Here is a 19663-nt window from a genome sequence, read left to right on the forward strand (position 1 = left end):
TCCTCCAGGGTAGACATTCAAGGGTTAGTGTTTGCTGGCGTCCGAGGCGCCGATTCCGGTCATGGAACGGATGAACTGCGCCAGGTATCGGCCGCGCTCAAGGGCTGCACGCGGCGAGGTGTCGGTGACGGAAAACAGCCAAGCGCTGAAAAACGCCAGGCTCATGGAAAACAGCGCCGGGTTGGAGTAAGGGAACAGCGCTTTGTTGTAATGCAGCACGTTGACCCACACCGCAGGGCTCAGCACCAGCAGTACAATCGCCGAAACCAGCCCGGCCAGGCTGCCGGTCACGGCGCCGCGAGTGGTCAGGCCCTTCCAGTACATCGAAAGGAATAGCACCGGGAAATTCACCGACGCCGCAATCGCCAGCACCAGGCCGGAGAGAAACGCGATGTTCTGCGATTCGAACAATAGGCCGAGGATGATCGCCAGCACACCGATGCACAGCGTGGCGACGCGCGACACGCGGATCTCCTGCTGCTCGGTGGCCTGGCCTTTGCGCATGACGCAGGCATACAGGTCGTGGGACACCGCCGAAGCGCCAGACAACGCCAGTCCGGCCACCACTGCCAGGATCGTGGCAAACGCCACCGCCGAAATGAACCCGAGAAACAGGTTGCCGCCCACCGCCTGCGCCAAGTGCACCGCGATCATATTGCCGCCGCCGATGATCGCGCCGTTGGCGTCACGGAACGCCGGGTCGGCGCCGACCATGACGATGGCGCCAAAGCCCACCACGATCAGCAGCAGGTAGAAATAACCAATGAACCCGGTGGCATAGAACACGCTCTTGCGTGCTTCCTTGGCATCGCTGACGGTAAAGAAGCGCATGAGGATATGGGGCAGGCCGGCGGTGCCGAACATCATGCCCACGCCGAGGGAAATCGCATCAATGGGGTTGGACAACAAACCGCCCGGCGCCATGATTGCGCCGCCCTTGGCATGCACGGCCGTGGCGCCGGCAAACATCGCCTCGGTGCTGAAACCGAAATGCTTGAGCACCATGAAGGCCATGAATGTGGTGCCGAACAGCAGCATCACCGCCTTGATGATCTGCACCCAGGTGGTCGCGAGCATGCCGCCAAAGGTCACGTAGAACACCATTAGCACACCCACCAGCATCACCGCATACAAGTAGTCGATGCCGAACAGCAGCTCGATCAATTTGCCCGCGCCGACCATCTGCGCTACCAGGTACATCAGCGCCACGGTGAGGGTGCCGAAGGCCGAAGTGAGGCGTACAGGGGTTTGCTCCAGACGGTACGACACCACGTCGGCAAAGGTGTACTTGCCCAGGTTGCGCAGGCGTTCGGCGATCAGGAACAGGATTATCGGCCAGCCGGCCAATACGCCCAGGGCATAGAGCAAGCCGTCATAGCCGTTGAGGAACATCATCGCAGAGATGCCCAAAAAGGAGGCTGCCGAGATCATGTCACCGGCAATCGCAAGGCCGTTCTGGAAACCGGTCATGCCGCCGCCGGCGGTGTAAAAGTCACTCGCCGAACGCGTGCGCAACGCCGCCCAGCGCGTCACGCCAAACGTGAACAGCACAAACACCAGGAACATGCCGATGGCGTTCCAGTTCAGTGGCCGCGCCACGCCATCGGCAGCGATGGCCAGGTCAGTGACCAACGCCATGGGCAATAGGCACCACGCAATCAAACGGCTCATGCGGCGCACTCCTGCTTGAGTTTGTCGTTGAGCGGGTCGATCACATGGTTGGCGCGGTGCACATAAAAACCGGTCAGCGCAAAGGCCAACAGCACGATCACTACGCCCACCAGCATGCCTACCGTGGTGACGCCACCGCTCAGGGACCGCCCCAGGGTGGCGGGGGAGAACGCCACCAACAGCACAAAGCCGAAATAAACCACCAACATGATCAGCGACAGTGACCAGTACAGGCGCTGTTTGCGCCGTACCAACTGGATAAAGTCGGGGTGCCGGTGGATGCGTTCGATGTCGTCGAGGGTCATGGCGCTGTGGTCCTTTTTATTGTTGTGTTGGGGTGTGGCTGCACGCGTCAGAGTTGGTCGAAGTCCAGTACCACCTTGTCGCTGATCGGGAAGGCTTGGCACGACAGAACGTAGCCGGCGGCTACTTCGTAGTCCTCCAGGGCGTGGTTGCTGTCCATTTCCACTTCGCCTTCGATGACCTTGCACTTGCAGGTGGAGCACACGCCGGCCTTGCACGAATACGGCAGCTCGGCGCCCTGGGCGTTGCCAGCGTCGAGGATGCTCTGGCTGTTGCGCGGCAGGTCGAAGGCCAGGGCGCGGCCGTCGCTGATCACGGTGATCTGGCTGACGGCGGCGTCCAGTTCGCGTGCGGCTTCGCGGGCTTCACGCTTTTGCTGGCTGCCGGCGGCGGCGAACAGCTCGAAATGAATACGCTCAGCCGGCATGCCTCGGGCCTTGAGACTGTCGCGAACGGTCTCGGTCATTTCCTGCGGGCCGCAGATAAACGCGGCGTCGAGTTGCTTGACGTCCAGCCAGCGGGAGAAGAGCTGCTCGCACTTATCGCCGTTGATGCGGCCGTTATAGAGGTCGACGTCCTGCTGTTCGCGGCTGAACAGGAAGATCAGGTTCAGGCGCTGCAGATAGCGGTTTTTCAAATCTTCGAGCTGCTCGCGAAACAACGCGCCAGAGCTGGAACGGTTGCCATACAACAGCGTTACGCGACTGTTGGGCTCTGTTTGCAGCGTGGTCTTGATGATTGACAGGATCGGCGTGATGCCGCTGCCGGCTGCCACCGCCAGGTAGTTACCGTGGCGCGCAGGGTCCAATTCGACATGGAAATGCCCGGCGGGTGGCATCACCTCCAGGCGGTGCCCGACCTTGAGTTGTTCATTGGCAAACGCCGAAAAACGCCCGCCTGCCACGCGCTTGATGGCGATGCGCAGTTCACCGTCGTTGACCCCGGTGCAGATCGAATAGGAGCGGCGTACTTCTTCGCCGTCCAACTGGGTGCGCATCACCAGGTGCTGGCCCTGGGTGAAGTGAAAACTGTCCTGCAGGTGCTGCGGAATCTCGAAGGCGATGGACACTGCGTCACGGGTTTCGCTGCGCACATCCTTGACGATCAAGCTGTGAAATTTGCTCATTTTTATTCTCCAACCGAGGTGGCCAACGACCCCTCAGATGCACTTGAAATAGTCGAACGGCTCGAGGCAGTCACGGCAGCGGTACAGCGCCTTGCAGGCAGTGGAGCCGAATTCGCTGAGCACTTCGGTGTGGGTGCTTGCGCATTGCGGGCAGACCACAACCGGGCTTTCACCGAGCAGCCTGAGCTTGCTGGTACTGCCCACTGGTGGTGCGATGCCGTAGGCACGTAGGCGTTTGCGGCCTTCTTCGGTAATCCAGTCGGTGGACCAGGCCGGGGTCAACTTGCGCTCCAGGTGTGGCGCGCGAAAACCGGCCTGCTCCAGCGCTTCACGGATATCGCTCTCGATCACTTCGGTGGCGGGGCAGCCGGAGTACGTCGGCGTGACCACCACATGCAGATGACCAGCCTGCCAGTCGAGGTCGCGCACGATGCCGAGGTCGACCACGCTGACCACCGGCACTTCCGGGTCCATCACCAAGGCCAGGGTGGCCCAGGCGACGGCCAGTTCGGTGGGCTGCGCCGGCCGGTCGCTGGCGATCAGCTCACCAGGTCGCATCGGGGTACGCTCGGGGCAAAAACTGCATCTCGGCCAACAGAATGCCCAGGTGCTCGGTGTGCAGGCCACGCCGGGCATTCAAGTAGAAGTAGCTCGGTGCCGGCGGTACGGGCAGGGTGGCGATGGCAAACACATCGTTGACGGTGTTTTGCCAGGCGGCGGCGACCTGTGCGGTGTCCGGGGTGATGCCGGCAACGTACAGGCGCTGTTCGCTGTCATCGGTACTGGCCAGTTCGACGGTGAAGCGCCACACCTCGGGAATAGCCGCGAGCATGCGTGCATGGCTGTGCTCGGTACCGTCGCCCAGACGCTCCACCCACTCACCGGAACGGCGCAGGTGGTAGGTGACTTCCTTGACGGCCTTGGCGGCGATCCCGGCGATGCGTTGATCACTGGACTGGCTCAGGCCCACCAGCACCGGCAAGTGCCAGGCGTCGTACAAAAATTGCTTGAGGATGGTCACTGCGTAATCGCCGTTGGGTTGTTCCACCAGCAGCAGATTGCGGTAGGCGCGCTCGTCGCGGCGGAAGGCCAGGTCGTCGGCCGTGCGGCCGTCGTCCAGCAACTCGGCGGCGTATTCGAGCCAGTTGCGTGCCTGGCCCACCAAGTCGAGGCCGACGTTCATCAGCGCCAGTTCTTCTTCCAGCGCCGGCGCGTGGCCGCACCATTCGCACAGGCGCTGGCCCTGGATCAGGGCGCTGTCACCGAGGCGCAACAGGTATTCGATCAGATCGGTTTGCGTGTTCATGGTCGACCTCACATGTGCCCGACTTCGGCCGGCAACTCGTAGAAGCTGGCGTGGCGGTACACCTTGTCGTCGGAGGGGTCGAACAGCGGGTCTTTTTCATCCGGCGACGAAGCGGTGATCAGAGCCGAGGGCACCACCCACAGGCTCACACCTTCGCTGCGACGGGTGTACAGCTCGCGGGCGTTCTCAATGGCCATGGTGGTATCGGCGGCATGCACGCTGCCGACGTGTTTGTGGTTGAGGCCGTGCTTGCTGCGCACGAAGACTTCAAAAAGGGTCCATTCAGACATAGCGGTAACTCCGGATCAGGCAGCGTTCTTATTGTGTTTTTTTCGGGCGTGGGCAACGGCGGCTTCGCGCACCCAGGCACCGTCTTCAATGGCTTTGCGGCGGGTTGCAACCCGTTCCTGGTTGCACGGGCCGTTGCCCTTGAGCACTTCGTAGAATTCGTTCCACTGGATCTCGCCGAAGTCGTAGTGGCCGCGTTCTGCGTTCCACTTCAAGTCCGGGTCGGGGCACGTGCAGCCCAGCAGTTCCAGTTGCGGGATGGTCTGGTCGATAAAGCGCTGGCGCAGCTCGTCGTTGCTTTGACGCTTGATCTTCCAGGCCATTGATTGGGCGCTGTTGGGCGAGTGTTCATCGCTTGGGCCGAACATCATCAGCGACGGCCACCACAGGCGGTTGATCGCGTCCTGCACCATGTCTTTTTGCGCCTGGGTACCGTGACGCATCATGGTCAGCAGAATTTCGTAGCCCTGGCGCTGGTGGAAGCTCTCTTCCTTGCAGATGCGCACCATCGCCCGTGAGTAGGGGCCATAGGAGGTGCGCTGCAGCACCACCTGATTGACGATCGCAGCGCCATCCACCAGCCAGCCCACGGCGCCCATGTCGGCCCAGTTCAGGGTCGGGTAATTGAAGATGCTCGAATACTTGGCCTTGCCGCTGTGCAGCTTGGCGATCTCTTCATCGCGGTCGGCGCCCAGGGTTTCCATCGCGCTGTACAGGTACAGGCCGTGACCGGCTTCGTCCTGGATCTTGGCCATCAGTTGCAGCTTGCGCTTGAGGGTCGGCGCACGGGTCACCCAGTTGCCTTCGGGGAGCATGCCGACGATTTCGGAGTGGGCGTGCTGGGAGATCTGCCGGATCAGGGTTTGACGGTAGGCGTCAGGCATCCAGTTCTTGGCTTCGATCTTGATTTCGGCGTCGATTTTTCCCTGGAAATGGCGCTCCTGTTCGGACATCTCCGACAGGTCCTTGATGCGCTTTACTCCGGTCTCTACAAGCTGTGCGTACATGGTGGGGTCTCCCGCCTGGAATCTGTTAAAGGCATGGAGAACTTTATAAGTGATACAGAAATATTTATCAAACACAAAATAACGTGTCACAAGTGTTTTTGTATCGCTTTACTGGTTATGGTTTTCCTGCGAGCAAAAAAAAGCCCCGCCGGAGCGGGGCTAAAAAGTGCAGCAGTCATGCTTTAGGGCGGTTATCGATCACGTGGCAGGCCTTGCCTTCAGAGCGTTTGATTGAATGCATGGGCTGCAAAACGATACGCGTACTGATCCCAATATACGTTTTGATGTGACGGCTCAGCTCGCCGGCAATTACTTTTTGCTGTTGCTCGCCCAAGTGCTGGTGCTCGGCCTTGAGCTCCACATGCACGTCGACGCTGTCCAAATTGCCGTTGCGATACAGATGGATTTCATAGCACTCGCACAGCTGTTTGACTTTCAGTACCTGTTCTTCAACCTGAGTGGGGAACACGTTGACCCCACGTATGATCAGCATGTCATCACTGCGGCCGGTGATCTTGTCGATGCGCCGCATCGGCCGCGCCGTGCCGGGCAGCAGGCGCGTCAGGTCGCGGGTGCGATAACGGATCATCGGCAGCGCTTCTTTGCTCAGGGAGGTGAACACCAGTTCGCCCATCTGGCCGTCCGGCAGCACTTCACCGGTGACCGGGTCGATGATCTCCGGGTAGAAATGGTCTTCCCATATGGTCGGGCCGTCCTTGGTTTCGGCGCATTCCATGGCCACGCCCGGCCCCATGATTTCCGAGAGGCCGTAGATGTCGAGGGCGGTGATGCCCAGGCGGTTTTCGATGGCGCTGCGTAACTCGCCGGTCCAGGGTTCGGCACCGAAGATGCCCAGGCGCAACGCGAGTTTTTGCGGATCAAGGCCCTGGCGTTCGATTTCATCGGCGATGTTGAGCATGTAGGAGGGCGTAACCATGATGATGTCCGGCTGGAAATCCTTGATCAGTTGCACCTGCTTTTCAGTCTGGCCGCCAGACATCGGGATCACTGTACAGCCCAGGCGTTCGGCGCCGTAGTGCGCGCCCAGGCCGCCAGTGAAAAGACCGTAGCCATAGGAAATATGCACCTTGTCTCCCCGTCGCCCACCCGCTGCACGGATCGAACGGGCGACGACGTTGGCCCAAGTGTCGATGTCGTTCTGGGTGTAACCGACCACCGTCGGCTTGCCCGTGGTGCCGCTGGAAGCATGCAGACGTACCACGTCGTGCATAGGCACCGCGAACATGCCGTAGGGGTAGTTGTCGCGCAGGTCTGACTTGGTGGTGAAGGGGAACTTCGCCAGGTCTTCCAGGCAAGTGATATCGCGGGGGTGCACGCCTAGCGCATCAAAGCGCTGGCGGTACAGCGGCACATTGTTGTACGCGAGGTTGAGGCTCCAGCGCAGGCGCTCCAGCTGATGCTGGCGCAACTCATCGATGCTGGCGGTTTCCAGCGGGTCCAGCACAGGTTCAAGCACGGATTGGGCAATTGGCATGTTCATGACTTCACTCGAATTATTGTTGTGTTCCGGCCCTGTTGCACCAGGGCTTTGAGTGCATGTCCCAAGGATACCGCTCGGCTCCCCGGGAATTCAGGTTATTTGGCTCTATAGGCGCTCGATGATCAGTGCGATGCCTTGGCCGACGCCGATGCACATGGTGCACAAGGCATAGCGGCCCTGGCGCTCCTCCAACTCATGCAGGGCAGTCGTCACCAGGCGTGCGCCACTCATGCCCAGCGGATGGCCGAGGGCAATCGCGCCGCCGTTGGGGTTGACCCGTGGGTCGGTGTCGCCCAGGCCCAGTTCGCGCAGTACGGCCAGGCCCTGGGCGGCGAAAGCTTCGTTGAGCTCGATTACGTCCATCGCCGCCAGGCTCAGGTTGGCCAATTCCAACACCTTGAGGGTCGCTGGCACAGGGCCGATGCCCATGATGCGCGGCTCGACGCCCGCAGTGGCCATGGCCACCACCCGGCCGCGCGCCTTCAGACCATAGGCCTTGGCGATTTCCGGGCTGGCCAGCAACAGTGCACATGCGCCGTCATTGACCCCGGACGCATTGCCGGCGGTGACACTGCCGCCTTCGCGAAACGGCGTGCCGAGCTTCTGCAGTTGCTCAAGGGTGGTGTCGCCACGCGGGTGTTCGTCATGCTCCACGACCTTGGCCGGGCCCTTGCGCTGTGGTATTTCGACTGGGACGATTTCCTTGGCCAAGCGCCCGCTGGCTTGCGCAGCGCCGGCGCGTTGCTGGCTGCGCAGGGCAAAACCATCCTGGTCGGCGCGGGAAATATTGAACTGTGCGGCGACGTTTTCGGCGGTCTCCGGCATGGAGTCGATGCCATACGCCTGCTTCATCAGCGGATTAACGAAGCGCCAGCCGATGGTGGTGTCATGGATCTCGGCTTGGCGCGCAAACGCCTGCTCGGCCTTGCCCATCACCAACGGTGCGCGGGACATCGACTCTACGCCGCCCACCAGCATCAACCCCGCCTCACCGCAGCGAATGGCGCGTGCGGCGGTGCCGATGGCATCCAGCCCGGAGCCGCACAAGCGGTTGAGGGTGGTGCCTGGCACGTTCACCGGCAAGCCGGCCAGCAGCGCCGACATGCGCGCGACGTTGCGGTTGTCTTCACCGGCCTGGTTGGCGCAGCCGTAGATCACATCGTCCACGGTGCTCCAGTCCACGTTCGGGTGACGGCGCAGCAATTCGCGCAGCGGCACTGCGCCGAGGTCGTCGGCACGCACACTGCTCAAGGCTCCGGCGTAACGGCCGATGGGGGTGCGCACCGCATCGATGATCAGGGCGTCATTCATTCGGGGTCTCCTGCGCCAGCACCGTGCCGCGCACTTTGTAGGATTTGCCATGGAACAGCGCGATCAACTCGCCCTGTTGGTTTTCGATACGCACGTCATAGTTGCCGATGCGACCGGAGCGGCTTTGCTCGATGCATTCGGCATTCAGGGTGTCGCCCAAGCGGGCCGGGGCGACGTAGTCGATACTGCAACCCATCGCCACCGTGGCGTTGTTGTAACTGTTGCAGGCCAGCGCAAAGGCCGAATCGGCCAGTGCAAACAGGTAGCCGCCATGGCAGGTGCCGTGGCCCTGGAGCATGTCGGCGCGCACGCTCATGCCCACGCGGGCGGTGCCCGGCGCGACCGAGAGCAGGCGCATGCCCATTCCCTGGCTGGCGCTGTCGCGATCGAACAGGGCTTGGGCGCAGGCACTGGCCAAGCGCATCGCGTCGTGATTAGTCATGCAAACGTCTCCCTTCGGCCACGCGACGGCGCAGTAGCAGCGACGGCCGGTAGCGTTCTTCGCCATAACTGGCTTGCAGGTTTTCCAGCACACGCAGCACATGGGCCAGGCCAATGGCATCGGCCCAGGCCAGCGGGCCTTGGGGGTAATTGACCCCGGCGCGCATGGCCAGGTCGATGTCGGCGGCAGACGCCACGCCGTGTAGCAGGGCGTCGGCCGCTTCATTGGCAAGCATCGCCACCGTGCGCAGCACGGCGAGGGCCGGGCTGTCGCTGAGCAGGCTGACGCTGAACCCGGCGTGTTGCAGCAGCGCCACGCCATCTCCAAAGGCCGCCGGGTCAATGCCGGCCGCGCAACTGATGGCGAGGCGGCTCGCAGTGCCGTAGTCATGCGCCAGGTCCAGCAGAATCAGGTTGCGCAGGCCATCTTCCTGGGCGCGCTGGCAGGCCATGCGCCCGTCGCTCAAGGCCAACACCGCATCGCCGACCCGCAGCAGGCCTTGGCCGTCGCGGATGAGGACTTCGATGGCTTGCTCGCGCATGCGTGGGATCAATGCGTTGGCGATGCCCAAGTCACCTTCGACCACGCAGCGGGTGACGGTCCGCTCGCTGTGGGTGGTTTTTGCGGATGCGCGCTCGGCACCGTTCGCATAGTTGTAGAAACCCTGGCCGCTCTTGCGGCCCAGGCGCCGGGCGTCTACCAGGTCTTTTTGGATCAGTGAGGGTTGGAATCGGTTATCGCCGTAGTAGGCGTCAAACACCGAGCAGGTCACCGCGTAATTGACGTCATGGCCGATCAAGTCCATCAGCTCAAATGCGCCCATGGCAAAGCCGCCGGCGTCGCGCATCAGCCCATCCAGTGTCGGACAGTCGGCAACGCTTTCTTGCAACAGCCGCAGGCTTTCGGCGTAGAACGGACGGGCCACACGGTTGACGATAAAGCCCGGCGTCGAACGGGTGTGCACCGGTTTTTTGCCCCAGACCTGGGCGGTTGCGTAGAGGCAGTCGGCCAAGGCTGGGTCGCTGGCCAAGCCGGAGACAATCTCCACCAGCGCCATCACTGGCGCAGGGTTGAAAAAATGCAGTCCAAGCAAACGCTGTGGACGTTCCAGCTGGGCAGCAATGCTGGTAATCGACAGCGAAGACGTGTTGCTGGCCAGGATGCATTGCTCGCCGCAGATACCTTCCAACTGGCGGAAGAGGGCGCGCTTGACCTCCAGGTTCTCGACGATAGCCTCGATAATCAGCGCGCAATCGGCCAAAGCCTCGATGGACTCCACCGCCTGCAGGCGAGCGATGGTAGCCGCACGGTCATCGGCCGAGAGCTTGCCTTTTTCGACGCGTTTACCTAATTGCCGGTCGATCCCGTCGATGGCCTGGGCGGCGGCACCAGGGCGGTTGTCCAGCAGCAGCACCGAATGGCCGGCCTGAGCCGCGACCTGGGCGATCCCGGCGCCCATCGCGCCGGCGCCGATCACCGCAATGCGCGCAGTGGTGTTCAGTGTGGTCATGGCTCAGCGTCCCTTGAAGCTTGGGGTGCGTTTTTCCATAAAGGCGCTGACGCCCTCACGGTAGTCCTCACTGCGCCCGGCCAGGCGTTGCAGGTCTTTTTCCAGCTCCAGCTGTTCGTCGAAGGTGTTGCTCAGGCTGGCGTTGAGGCTGCGCTTGATCAGTGCCAGGCCGTAGGTCGGTTGGGTGGCCAGGTGGCGTGCGAGGGTCAAGGCCTCGTTACGCAGCTCGGCATCGTCTACGCAGCGGTAGATCAGCCCCCATTGCTCAGCCTGTTCGGCGCTCAAGCGGTTGCCCAGCAGCGCCAGTGCCTTGGCCCGGGCCATGCCCACCAGGCGCGGCAAGGTCCAGGTGCCGCCGGAATCGGGGATCAGGCCGATCTTGCAGAAGGCCTGGATAAAGCTCGCCGACCGTGCGGCCAGCACGAGGTCGCATGCCAGCGGAATATTCGCCCCGGCCCCGGCCGCCACGCCATTCACCGCGCAAATCACCGGCATCGGCAGGTCGCGCAGCTGGCGGATCAGCGGGTTGTAGAAATTCTCCATGGACTCGCCCAGGTCAGGCACGGCGCTGCCCGGTGCGACGTTGCGGTCGCTGAGGTCTTGTCCAGCGCAGAAGCCGCGGCCTTCACCGGTCAGCAGCAACACGCGCACGTCTGGGCTCTGGCGCACTTGCTTGAGGGCTTCTTTGACTTCGCCGTGCATCTGCGTATTGAAACTGTTGAGTTGCTCCGGCCGATTGAGGCTGAGCAGGGCGACGCCGGCGTCGATGGAAAACAGGATGTGCTCGAAGGTCATGATCAGGGTGCTCTCTGGGAAGACTGGGATTACTGGCCGGTGAAGCTCGGCGGGCGTTTTTCCTGGAAGGCGCGGATGCCTTCGTCGCGGTCGCGTGTGCCGGCCAAAACGGTAAAGGCGTGGCGCTCAAAACGCAGGCCGCTGGCCAGGTCTGTGTCCATCGCCTTGAGCAGTGCTTCCTTGGCCAGGCGCACGGCGAGCGGCGCTTTGCCGGCGATGTTGCGGGCGATCTGCAGGGCGCGTTCGACGGTGAACTCAGGTTGGGTCACTTCGCTGACCAGGCCGGCGCGCTGCGCATGGCGGGCATCGATGGGCTCGCCGGTGAGCACCATCTGCATGGCCATGGACTTGCCCACTGCCCGTAGCAGGCGTTGGGTGCCACCAGCGCCGGGCATGATGCCCAGGTTGATTTCCGGCTGGCCGAAGCGGGCGTCTTCGCCGGCAATGAGAATGTCGGCATGCATCGCCAGCTCACAGCCACCGCCAAGTGCGAAGCCGTTTACCGCCGCGATCAGGGGTTTGTTGAAATGGGTAATGGCGTGCCAGGCAGCCTGGCGTGGGTCATTGAGAATGCCCACCAGATTGTGCTCCGCCATTTCATTGATGTCGGCGCCGGCGGCAAAGGCCTTGCGGCTGCCGGTGAGCACTACGGCGCGGGTGTCGTCGTCTGCTTGGGCGCTGGCCAATTCGGCGGCCAGCTCTCTCAGCAGTTCGGTGTTGAGAGCATTCAGCGCCTGGGGGCGCTGCAGGGTGATCAGGCGCACGCCCGGTGCAAAAAACTCGACGGCAAGGGTCTGAGGCACGGCGGATGCCCTCGGTGCACGCACGGCGTGGACGCCGGCTTATTGTTGGATCGGCCGCAGCTGGCCGGTTTTGCCCGAGTATACCTACAATGCGATACGCAAAATCAAGAATAAAATTAAATTAGTGTGTCCTATTTTTGTGATTCTGCTCTTCGGCCAAGGTGGAATTGTGGGCCATAGCCGCTATTTCCTGAGCGGATCTTGCTTTTTACGGGGGTTATAAGCGGGTCGCTAAAAGCGATACGGTTTTTTGTTGTTTGTGTTTTAAATGTGACGTGATACAAAATAAGTCTGCATGCGCATCGCTTTGCACCTTCAAGGAGTTTTCTATGACGTGCTACAGCCTTAACGGCCTCACCCCGGTGGTGGACCCCAGTGCCTATGTGCATCCTTCGGCCGTACTCATCGGCGATGTCATTATTGGCCCGCACTGTTATGTCGGGCCGCTGGCCAGCTTGCGTGGTGACTTTGGCCGCATCGTGCTGGAGGAGGGCGCTAATATTCAGGACACCTGCGTCATGCACGGTTTCCCGGAGAGCGACACGGTGATCGAGCGCAATGGCCATATTGGTCACGGTGCGGTGTTGCACGGCTGCCGCATAGGCGAAGATGCCCTGGTCGGCATGAATGCAGTGGTCATGGACGGCGCAAGGATTGGCTCGCGTTCATTCGTGTCGGCCACAGCCTTCGTCAAGGCGGGCTTTGAATGCCCCGAGCAATCCCTGGTGATGGGCACCCCGGCCAGCGTCAAGCGCGGCCTCAGCGATGCGGAAGTGCGCTGGAAGCAGACCGGCACCCGCGAGTACCAGCAACTGGCCCAGCGTTGCCTCACGCACATGCAGGAATGCGAGCCACTGCAGGCGGTTGAACGCGACCGGCCACGGGTTAGCGACAGTGGCCTGCGGCCCAAGGGTGCAACGCTGTGAGCCTTCATTGCATGCGCAGGATGGTCACAAGGCCCGCTCGCCGGGTATATTTCAGCCTTTTTTCCTGTCCGGTACGCCCATGTCGTCCCTAGCCCCATTGAATTCCCTGATCACGCGCTTTCAGGAGCAGACGCCGATTCGCGCCAGTTCGCTGATCATCACCCTCTATGGGGATGCCATCGAACCCCACGGTGGCACCGTCTGGCTTGGCAGCCTTATCCAACTGCTCGAACCCATTGGTATCAATGAACGGCTGATCCGCACCTCGATTTTCCGTTTGACCAAAGAGGGTTGGCTCACCGCCGAGAAAGTCGGGCGGCGCAGCTACTACAGCCTGACCGGCACCGGGCGTCGGCGTTTCGACAAGGCCTTCAAGCGCGTGTACAACTCCACCGTGCCGGCCTGGGACGGTTCCTGGTGCTTGGTGATGCTCACGCAGCTAGCCCAGGACAAGCGCAAACAAGTGCGTGAAGAACTGGAATGGCAAGGTTTTGGTGCGATCTCGCCGGTCTTGTTGGCCTGCCCGCGCAGCGACCGCGCCGACGTCAACGCGACGTTACAGGACCTGGGTGCCCTGGAAGAAACCATTGTCTTCGAAACCACCGCCCAGGACGTATTGGCCTCCAAGGCCCTGCGTCTGCAAGTGCGCGAAAGCTGGAGAATCGAGGAACTTGCGACCCATTACAGCGAATTCATCCAGTTGTTCCGCCCACTCTGGCAGGCGCTACGCGAGCAGGAAAACCCGCTTCCAGCCGACTGCTTCCTGGCACGGGTTCTGCTTGTGCATGAATATCGCAAATTGCTGTTGCGCGACCCGCAGTTGCCGGACGAGCTATTGCCCGGGGATTGGGAAGGCCGCGCCGCACGACAGTTGTGCCGTAACATCTACCGTCTGATCTTCGCCAAGGCCGAAGAGTGGTTGAACAGCGCACTGGAAACCGCCGACGGCCCCTTGCCGGATGTCGGCGAAAGCTTCTATCGACGCTTCGGTGGGCTTAAATAACCCGCCACCCATCAAGCCATATCGCTGTCCGTTTTAGCGTGGATCGACGTAGATAATAAAAATAAGCCTGCGTGAGGCCTCACATGAATTCTTCAATTGCACAACGCCGTGATGGGTTCGATCAATGGGTCCATCAGATCAACCAGATCTGCGGCGCCTTCAGCGCGCAAACCCTGGGCGACGGATTTTCCGGGCATATCCGCGAATACCAGAGCGGCGCGCTCAAACTCAGTTTTGTCGATGCCTGCCAGGCGCGGCTGTACCGCACGCCACGGGAGGTCGCGGCGGGCGAGGGCAGAAAGTACTTCGCGGTGTTCCAGCTCGAAGGCACGGCCTGCATGGCCCAGGGCGACAACCGGGTGGCGTTGTCGGCCGGTGATATCACCCTGATCGACGCTTCACAGCCCAGCGATTTCACCTACAGCGAAAGCTCCCGGCAGTTGTCGTTGATTTTGCCGTACCCGCTGGTGGAGCAGTCCCTGCGCTTCAATCCGGTGAAGTGTGGTCATCGAATCGCCGCAACGTCACCCATCGCCACGCTGTCCCACCACTTGATACTGGACGCCACGCGCCACAACACCTTGAGCCAGCAGGAAAGCGAAGCGACCCTGGACGCGGTGGTCAGCCTGCTGCGCCCGGTTATCACCCACAGCGATGCGGCCGATGATCTGCACGAGCGGATCTTTCGCAAGACCCTTGGCTACATCGATGAGCACATTCGCTCCGAAGACCTGTGCCCTGAGTTGCTGGCGCGGGAGGTTGGGGTTTCGATGCGTGGGCTGTACCGGATGTTTTCGCGCAAGGGGTTGGTGGTGGCGCGCTACATCAAGAATCGCCGCCTGGATTTATGCGCCGAGTCCCTGCGCCAATCGTGTGCGGAACAGAAGCTGTCGGCATTGGGGTATTCGTGGGGGTTTTCTGATTCGAGTTACTTCTCTACCGCGTTCAAGTCGCGCTTTGGCATTTCGCCGGGCGAGTATCGCAAGCAACACGCCTGAAGCCAAAAAGCCCCTGTCGCGAGGGTGACAGGGGCTTTTTGCTACGTGGGTCATTTAGGTGAGTTGAGGTTCAGTGTCGGCGTTTCATCAAAGAAATTCCACGGTTTGAGCAGTACGTGCACCCACTCGGTCGGCATGATCGGCCACTCTTCCGCCCGGGCGATGTGAGTCGTGCCGGTGGTCAGCCAGACCACGTCGTCGCTGTTCTCGATCGACTGGTTGTCCTGGGTGAACTGCCCAAGGCCGGTGTCGCTTTGCGAACGGTTCGGGTACTTGCCCTCCGGGTACTTCTCCTGCGGGTTGTAGCGCGTCACCCACAGCTGTTTGTCCATGAAGCTCAGGCGGTGATAGAGCCATTCATCCTTGCCAAAATTGGCGCCCTTGGCCACCGGGTGTGTACCGCCGGCGTAGGGTATCAACTGGTAGGAAACCGGGTTGCCGACTTTGTTTTCCTTACCGAAGTTGGTCAACAGGCGCACGGTGGAGGGGTCGAACTTCTGTGCGGCCTGCTGCTCGGTGCTGACCACTCGTTGTTCGGTCTGCATGGTGCTGGTGCGCGGCCCACCACGGTCGTTGGGCGCAACCACCGGGTTCACTTCCACCAGTGAGTTGTTCTCGCCGTCGATGTCCATGTCCAAGCGGAAGTTGTAGATATGCTGGTGGGTGGTGCCGACGATGTTGTGGTCCAGCAGCGTGCCGTAGCGTGTGTCTTCCTTGGCGGTGGCCTCGTGCATGGTCTTGGATTTGACACCCTTGACCGCTTCGATGCCGGTGGCGCCGGCGTCGATACCGATGGTGCCGTTCTGCTGGAATACCCAGTCGAAGATGTAGTCGTAGTTACCCACGGTGCTGATCCAGCGGATCACCAGCTCTCGCCGTTCGGCGCTGATGTTGGGCTGGCCCATTTCCTGGTGTTTGTATTCGGGGCCGGCGTAGCGCTCGAACACCGCAATCGCATGGGGGATGGTGGTCGGGGCGCCGGTGTAGTCGGCAATGGTTGCGTCCAGCAGCACGGCGTTTTCCGGGGCGTCTTTGCCACGCGCAATCGGCGAGGTGAGGGTGCCCATGCCGTAGTCGCCCGAATCAAGGTAGGCCTTGAAGTACCAGCCGGCATCCGGGTCGCCGTACGGCACGATCATACCGCCCAGGTTGCCTTCGTACATGATCTTGCGTTTCTTGCCCTTGTCGTCATAAGTGACCGTGGACAGGATCGGCCCGACGCGGGAGTCGAGGCGCACATGAAAATCCCAGTTCTGCCAATGGATGCTGTTGCCGGTGATGGTGTAGTTCTTGCCTTCCGGCTCAATGATCTCCAGCGGCTTGAGCGCCACGCCCTTGCGGCCCCGGCCGTCATATGGGGTGGGTTTCATCGGTATAGGGACAACAGCGCCATCTTCGACTTTGATCAGTTTTTTCTGCTCAAGATCGACCACTGCCACCAAGCCCTCAATCGGGTGTGCCCAGTAGTTGCCGTCACCGGTGTCGAGGTAGCTGACGATTTTCAGCAGGCGCTTGTCCTGGACTAGACCGTCCTTTCCGTCGAAGTAACCGACGGTCAACGGCGTTGTCACCACTTTCTTGATGTCGGTGATGCCACGCTTGGCCAATGCCTGGGCATATTCAGTGCTGGTGGTGATCACCGATTGCACGGTGGCGAAGTCGTCCAGCAGCACCATGCCATGGGCGCCTTCAATTGGCTTCCAGGACAGCAGCGACTTGCTGTCCAGGTCGACCTGGCCCTCGATCACATGCTTGCCATCAAGCACCACGATATTGGCCTGGCGCGACTGGGTCGGTTTCTGTCCGCTGTAGATGAAATTCCACACCTGATCCTTGGGCGGCGTGTGCACCGACACTTCGGTGAAGCGCAAACCTGGCTTGTAGTGTGCCGAGTGCTTGATGATCTCGACTGCGCTGTTGATCTCATCCGCGCTCAGCGGGTTGAGCGGGCTGGGGCGGGTCTCGACGATAAAGGTCTTGTCCAGGCCGGATTGGAACACCTGGTTGATAAAGTCCTTGGACATGTACGCGGTCTTGCCCTTGAACACCACCGGCACCTGCAACTCCATGCGCTTGCCGTTGAGTATGGCGACCTTGCTGTCAGGCTTGACCTTGACGTAGGCGCCGTCCTTGGCAATCACGAATAAGTTGGCGTAGTCGTCCCATTTGACGGAGGCGCCAAACGCTTCAAGGGTCGATTGCAGCGGCACCATTTCGGCAGTACCGCCATGGGCCTGCGCCGCGGATTGCAAGCCAGGCAAGCCGAAAGCTCCCAGGGCAATGGCCAGTGCGAGCCGGGCCAGGGGGGTTCTTTTGAGCAAAGCGGCGGACGAAAACATGGCTGAGTTCCTTGAGGAAAACCGAGGACAGTGACAGCGCACTTTGCTACAGCCTGTAGAGCGATGCATTTGGATTCTCGCCAAAATACTTTGGCTGCGTGCCTGAATCAGTAGCTCATCCCATCATCAATCGCAATTCCCCGGTCACGCATCGCCTTGACCAGCGTAGCGCGGGTGCCTGGCAAGTTGAGCATAGCCTCCTCGCGCAGTGTCTTGACCTCTTTCGCGGTGTAGGGCGTGTAGTCCATTGGCGTGCTGCTGCCGGCCATGCCGTCTTTGCGCACGAGCCAGTTCAGCAGGTCGGCCAACTGGGCATTGTTCAACGCCGACTGTGACATCCCGGGTACCCGCACGAGAAACTCACGCCCGCCCGGCACTTTGAGGAAATTACCGACAAACCCCTTGAGTCGGGGCGTGTCGTTGGCAGCCGACCCCATGCCGTCGCCCAGGTGGCAGCCGGCGCACTGCAGTTGATAGTTCACGCTGTTGCTGTAGCCGGCTTGTGAAATCGGGGTTTGCGGCGCTTCATTGCCCGGCGCATGCCGCTGCGCCGGGTTGGGAATAGCCCTGGCGTACGCCAGGGGAGCGGTCATCACACAGGCGAGACCGAGGGCTAGCAACCTACGCATGACCGCCTCCTTCTTAGACCGCGACGCCGCGAATGACCGACACGGTGCAGTGGTAGATGTGGGATTTGGCGGCCAGGCACCAATTCACATCGTTGTTGTTGAATGGGCGATAGGCCGGTTCTTCACTGTCGTTACGGGTGCAGGCGCATTGGGCGCAGCTTTGCTTACCGCAGCAATCGTTGTACGAAATGATGTAGTCCTTGCCATCGGCCGGGTTACGGCAGGTGCCGATCCAGGTGACCTGCGACGCCTCGGTGCCCGGTGGGCACGAGGTGACCGAGCCGCCGCAGCAACTGCACAAGAAGCCGTCAATGGAGCAGTAGCGCCAGTAGTCACAAGTATTCGGGTCGCCGGGGTCGCCCGCTTTCGGGTTGTCGGCAGCAAGGGCCTTGCTGGTGCGGTCCAGGGGCAGCAACAGCGGTAGCGCGGCGCCAGCTACCATCAACGAGCCCATGCGAGACAGTAATTTGCGCCGAGACGTTGTGTCGGCTACCCGGCGCGTGGAGCGTTCAAACAACAGGTCCAGTAGTTTCATGAGGTATTCCTGCCTAGATCAGTGGCTGTGGACGTGTGGGTGCGGCTGGCTGTTCAGGTATTCCTGCAGCGTGGCGCTGTTGAGGTGCTCGACTTCGAACAGGCTGTCCAGGTGCTCGCGTGAGTTGACCAGGCCCTTTGCACGCAGGGTGCCGTTCTTGTCGATCAGCGCGGCATACGGCAGCTTGCCGATCTGATAGGTCATGCCCACTTCCGGGCCGACTACGTAAGTGGCGTGCTCCAGTTTGTGTTCGCGGATCAGCGCTTGCTGGGCGTCCATGTCGCCATCGCTGATGAAAACCACGTCGAGGCGGTCGGCCTGTTCCCTGGCAATGGATTTGATTGCTGGCAACAGCGACTTGCAGATGGGGCAAGTGGGCGAGAGAAAGAACAGCAATTGGTTCTTTTCGCCGGCGTAGCCGAAGTTCACCGGGCGGCCGTTACGGTCGGAAGCAGTGACTTGCGGAGCGGCTTCGTTCACGGCCACGCCCTTGTCGACCATCAGCGCGCCGGCTGGCGCCAGGCGGCCGTGGAGCACACCAATCTGGCGGACCAGGCCCATGACCACAAACGCCACGGCCACCAGCAACACCCAGAGCAACACGTTGGATACGATTAAACCTTCCATTGATCACCTACCAATCAGTTTGAGCAGAAGAGGGGAGTTCGCCAGCAGGCCGTCGGCCGCGGCGTAAACCAGCAGCAGCACGGCGGTGGCCGCTACGCTGACAAAACTATCGAAAACACCCAGGTCACGGGCCACCGGTGCCACGCCAGCGAGCAGTGCCAGCCCCACCAGTGCGCTGTTGCGCAGCAGCAGGAGCGGGCGAAGTGGTTGTGCCTGGTCCGGGCCTGCACAGCCGCAGTCGATATCCCGACGGCCGCGCCACAAGTTGATCGCGATCGCCAGGGCGTACAGCGCAATCAGGCCAGCGGCAGCCAGTGCCGCTCCGCCTCGACTGGCGGGGACCAACAACGCAAAAGCCACCATCAACTCCACCAGGGGGATCACTCGGGCAAGGGGGCGTACCGCTGAATCGGGCAACAGTTGATAGTCCGCCAACTGCTTGGCGAAACGTGCCGGTGCGCGCACCTTGTGGGTCGCGGCGCTAGCCAGCAATACCGCGAGCGTGAGCGCACTGGTGAGGATGAAGATCGGGTCTAAGTGCAT

21 protein-coding genes are annotated in these 19663 nt (G+C 61.4%); 3 read left to right on the top strand and 18 right to left on the bottom strand.

The window, feature by feature from the left end; genetic code table 11:
• Positions 1–24: 24 nt before the first annotated feature.
• From A7317_RS12915 to paaF, 13 genes are all read right to left on the bottom strand, one after another.
• Entirely contained in the window at positions 25–1671 is a 1647-nt protein-coding gene (locus tag A7317_RS12915; RefSeq protein ID WP_081329191.1) for a cation acetate symporter, read from the bottom strand.
• A complete protein-coding gene (locus tag A7317_RS12920) occupies positions 1668–1976 on the bottom strand; it encodes a DUF485 domain-containing protein (RefSeq protein WP_069075966.1) in 309 nt (102 codons plus the stop codon). The genes A7317_RS12915 and A7317_RS12920 overlap by 4 nt, the downstream gene beginning before the upstream one ends.
• A gap of 47 nt (positions 1977–2023) precedes the next feature.
• On the bottom strand, positions 2024–3100 hold the full coding sequence (paaE, locus tag A7317_RS12925; protein WP_069075967.1) for a 1,2-phenylacetyl-CoA epoxidase subunit PaaE: 1077 nt from the start codon (positions 3098–3100) through the stop codon (positions 2024–2026).
• 33 nt (positions 3101–3133) lie between these two features.
• Positions 3134–3658 (bottom strand): 1,2-phenylacetyl-CoA epoxidase subunit PaaD, encoded by a 525-nt coding sequence (gene paaD, locus A7317_RS12930; protein WP_069075968.1) that lies wholly within the window; start codon positions 3656–3658, stop codon positions 3134–3136.
• Positions 3645–4406, bottom strand: coding sequence for a 1,2-phenylacetyl-CoA epoxidase subunit PaaC (gene paaC / locus A7317_RS12935; protein WP_069075969.1), 762 nt, complete (start codon positions 4404–4406; stop codon positions 3645–3647). Before paaC ends, paaD begins: the two co-directional genes overlap by 14 nt.
• Before the next feature lie 8 nt (positions 4407–4414).
• Complete coding sequence (gene paaB, locus A7317_RS12940) at positions 4415–4696, bottom strand: 1,2-phenylacetyl-CoA epoxidase subunit PaaB (RefSeq protein WP_007943393.1); 282 nt, start codon at positions 4694–4696, stop codon at positions 4415–4417.
• Positions 4697–4711: 15 nt separating this feature from the next.
• Positions 4712–5701, bottom strand: coding sequence for a 1,2-phenylacetyl-CoA epoxidase subunit PaaA (gene paaA, locus A7317_RS12945; RefSeq protein WP_069075970.1), 990 nt, complete (start codon positions 5699–5701; stop codon positions 4712–4714).
• Between the two features lie 175 nt (positions 5702–5876).
• Positions 5877–7202 carry a phenylacetate--CoA ligase PaaK gene (gene paaK, locus A7317_RS12950; RefSeq protein WP_069075971.1) on the bottom strand — a complete coding sequence of 442 codons (1326 nt, stop codon included), beginning with the start codon at positions 7200–7202 and terminating at the stop codon, positions 5877–5879.
• A gap of 105 nt (positions 7203–7307) precedes the next feature.
• The gene (gene pcaF, locus A7317_RS12955; protein ID WP_069075972.1) at positions 7308–8513 is read right to left on the bottom strand and encodes a 3-oxoadipyl-CoA thiolase; all 1206 of its coding nucleotides are present in this window, start codon (positions 8511–8513) and stop codon (positions 7308–7310) included.
• Positions 8506–8955, bottom strand: a complete 450-nt coding sequence (gene paaI / locus A7317_RS12960) for a hydroxyphenylacetyl-CoA thioesterase PaaI (protein ID WP_069075973.1) — start codon at positions 8953–8955, stop codon at positions 8506–8508. The genes pcaF and paaI overlap by 8 nt, the downstream gene beginning before the upstream one ends.
• Positions 8948–10465 (bottom strand): 3-hydroxyacyl-CoA dehydrogenase PaaH, encoded by a 1518-nt coding sequence (gene paaH, locus A7317_RS12965; RefSeq protein WP_069075974.1) that lies wholly within the window; start codon positions 10463–10465, stop codon positions 8948–8950. Before paaH ends, paaI begins: the two co-directional genes overlap by 8 nt.
• Before the next feature lie 3 nt (positions 10466–10468).
• A complete protein-coding gene (gene paaG, locus A7317_RS12970) occupies positions 10469–11260 on the bottom strand; it encodes a 2-(1,2-epoxy-1,2-dihydrophenyl)acetyl-CoA isomerase PaaG (protein ID WP_069075975.1) in 792 nt (263 codons plus the stop codon).
• A gap of 29 nt (positions 11261–11289) precedes the next feature.
• Positions 11290–12063: a 2,3-dehydroadipyl-CoA hydratase PaaF gene (gene paaF / locus A7317_RS12975; RefSeq protein ID WP_069075976.1), complete on the bottom strand. Its 774-nt coding sequence runs from the start codon at positions 12061–12063 to the stop codon at positions 11290–11292.
• A gap of 329 nt (positions 12064–12392) precedes the next feature.
• On the opposite strand from paaF, the gene paaY reads away from it, so the two are divergent.
• From paaY to feaR, 3 genes are all read left to right on the top strand, one after another.
• Complete coding sequence (paaY, locus tag A7317_RS12980) at positions 12393–12989, top strand: phenylacetic acid degradation protein PaaY (protein WP_069075977.1); 597 nt, start codon at positions 12393–12395, stop codon at positions 12987–12989.
• Between the two features lie 79 nt (positions 12990–13068).
• On the top strand, positions 13069–13992 hold the full coding sequence (paaX, locus tag A7317_RS12985; RefSeq protein WP_069075978.1) for a phenylacetic acid degradation operon negative regulatory protein PaaX: 924 nt from the start codon (positions 13069–13071) through the stop codon (positions 13990–13992).
• Between the two features lie 83 nt (positions 13993–14075).
• The gene (gene feaR, locus A7317_RS12990; RefSeq protein ID WP_069075979.1) at positions 14076–14990 is read left to right on the top strand and encodes a transcriptional regulator FeaR; all 915 of its coding nucleotides are present in this window, start codon (positions 14076–14078) and stop codon (positions 14988–14990) included.
• Positions 14991–15040: 50 nt separating this feature from the next.
• Here the strand turns inward: feaR and tynA are convergent, their stop codons facing one another.
• From tynA to A7317_RS13015, 5 genes are all read right to left on the bottom strand, one after another.
• Positions 15041–17329 carry a primary-amine oxidase gene (tynA, locus tag A7317_RS12995; protein ID WP_069075980.1) on the bottom strand — a complete coding sequence of 763 codons (2289 nt, stop codon included), beginning with the start codon at positions 17327–17329 and terminating at the stop codon, positions 15041–15043.
• Between the two features lie 107 nt (positions 17330–17436).
• Positions 17437–17958, bottom strand: a complete 522-nt coding sequence (locus A7317_RS13000) for a cytochrome C (protein WP_069075981.1) — start codon at positions 17956–17958, stop codon at positions 17437–17439.
• 13 nt (positions 17959–17971) lie between these two features.
• On the bottom strand, positions 17972–18493 hold the full coding sequence (locus tag A7317_RS13005) for a methylamine dehydrogenase light chain (RefSeq protein WP_069075982.1): 522 nt from the start codon (positions 18491–18493) through the stop codon (positions 17972–17974).
• A gap of 18 nt (positions 18494–18511) precedes the next feature.
• A complete protein-coding gene (mauD, locus tag A7317_RS13010; RefSeq protein WP_069075983.1) occupies positions 18512–19120 on the bottom strand; it encodes a methylamine dehydrogenase accessory protein MauD in 609 nt (202 codons plus the stop codon).
• Positions 19121–19123: 3 nt separating this feature from the next.
• Positions 19124–19663 carry a MauE/DoxX family redox-associated membrane protein gene (locus tag A7317_RS13015; protein WP_069075984.1) on the bottom strand — a complete coding sequence of 180 codons (540 nt, stop codon included), beginning with the start codon at positions 19661–19663 and terminating at the stop codon, positions 19124–19126.

Origin of the sequence: Pseudomonas fluorescens (assembly GCF_001708445.1) — a bacterium.
Classification (GTDB): Bacteria; Pseudomonadota; Gammaproteobacteria; order Pseudomonadales; family Pseudomonadaceae; genus Aquipseudomonas; species Aquipseudomonas gorinensis.

Bases quoted from the DNA above. Each gene is read 5' to 3' on its own strand.
- A7317_RS12915 (WP_081329191.1), bottom strand. From the start codon at position 1,671: ATGAGCCGTTTGATTGCGTGGTGCCTATTGCCCATGGCGTTGGTCACT.
- A7317_RS12920 (WP_069075966.1), bottom strand. From the start codon at position 1,976: ATGACCCTCGACGACATCGAACGCATCCACCGGCACCCCGACTTTATC.
- paaE (WP_069075967.1), bottom strand. From the start codon at position 3,100: ATGAGCAAATTTCACAGCTTGATCGTCAAGGATGTGCGCAGCGAAACC.
- paaD (WP_069075968.1), bottom strand. From the start codon at position 3,658: ATGCGACCTGGTGAGCTGATCGCCAGCGACCGGCCGGCGCAGCCCACC.
- paaC (WP_069075969.1), bottom strand. From the start codon at position 4,406: ATGAACACGCAAACCGATCTGATCGAATACCTGTTGCGCCTCGGTGAC.
- paaB (WP_007943393.1), bottom strand. From the start codon at position 4,696: ATGTCTGAATGGACCCTTTTTGAAGTCTTCGTGCGCAGCAAGCACGGC.
- paaA (WP_069075970.1), bottom strand. From the start codon at position 5,701: ATGTACGCACAGCTTGTAGAGACCGGAGTAAAGCGCATCAAGGACCTG.
- paaK (WP_069075971.1), bottom strand. From the start codon at position 7,202: ATGAACATGCCAATTGCCCAATCCGTGCTTGAACCTGTGCTGGACCCG.
- pcaF (WP_069075972.1), bottom strand. From the start codon at position 8,513: ATGAATGACGCCCTGATCATCGATGCGGTGCGCACCCCCATCGGCCGT.
- paaI (WP_069075973.1), bottom strand. From the start codon at position 8,955: ATGACTAATCACGACGCGATGCGCTTGGCCAGTGCCTGCGCCCAAGCC.
- paaH (WP_069075974.1), bottom strand. From the start codon at position 10,465: ATGACCACACTGAACACCACTGCGCGCATTGCGGTGATCGGCGCCGGC.
- paaG (WP_069075975.1), bottom strand. From the start codon at position 11,260: ATGACCTTCGAGCACATCCTGTTTTCCATCGACGCCGGCGTCGCCCTG.
- paaY (WP_069075977.1), top strand. From the start codon at position 12,393: ATGACGTGCTACAGCCTTAACGGCCTCACCCCGGTGGTGGACCCCAGT.
- paaX (WP_069075978.1), top strand. From the start codon at position 13,069: ATGTCGTCCCTAGCCCCATTGAATTCCCTGATCACGCGCTTTCAGGAG.
- feaR (WP_069075979.1), top strand. From the start codon at position 14,076: ATGAATTCTTCAATTGCACAACGCCGTGATGGGTTCGATCAATGGGTC.
- tynA (WP_069075980.1), bottom strand. From the start codon at position 17,329: ATGTTTTCGTCCGCCGCTTTGCTCAAAAGAACCCCCCTGGCCCGGCTC.
- A7317_RS13000 (WP_069075981.1), bottom strand. From the start codon at position 17,958: ATGCGTAGGTTGCTAGCCCTCGGTCTCGCCTGTGTGATGACCGCTCCC.
- A7317_RS13005 (WP_069075982.1), bottom strand. From the start codon at position 18,493: ATGAAACTACTGGACCTGTTGTTTGAACGCTCCACGCGCCGGGTAGCC.
- mauD (WP_069075983.1), bottom strand. From the start codon at position 19,120: ATGGAAGGTTTAATCGTATCCAACGTGTTGCTCTGGGTGTTGCTGGTG.
- A7317_RS13015 (WP_069075984.1), bottom strand. From the start codon at position 19,663: ATGCACTTAGACCCGATCTTCATCCTCACCAGTGCGCTCACGCTCGCG.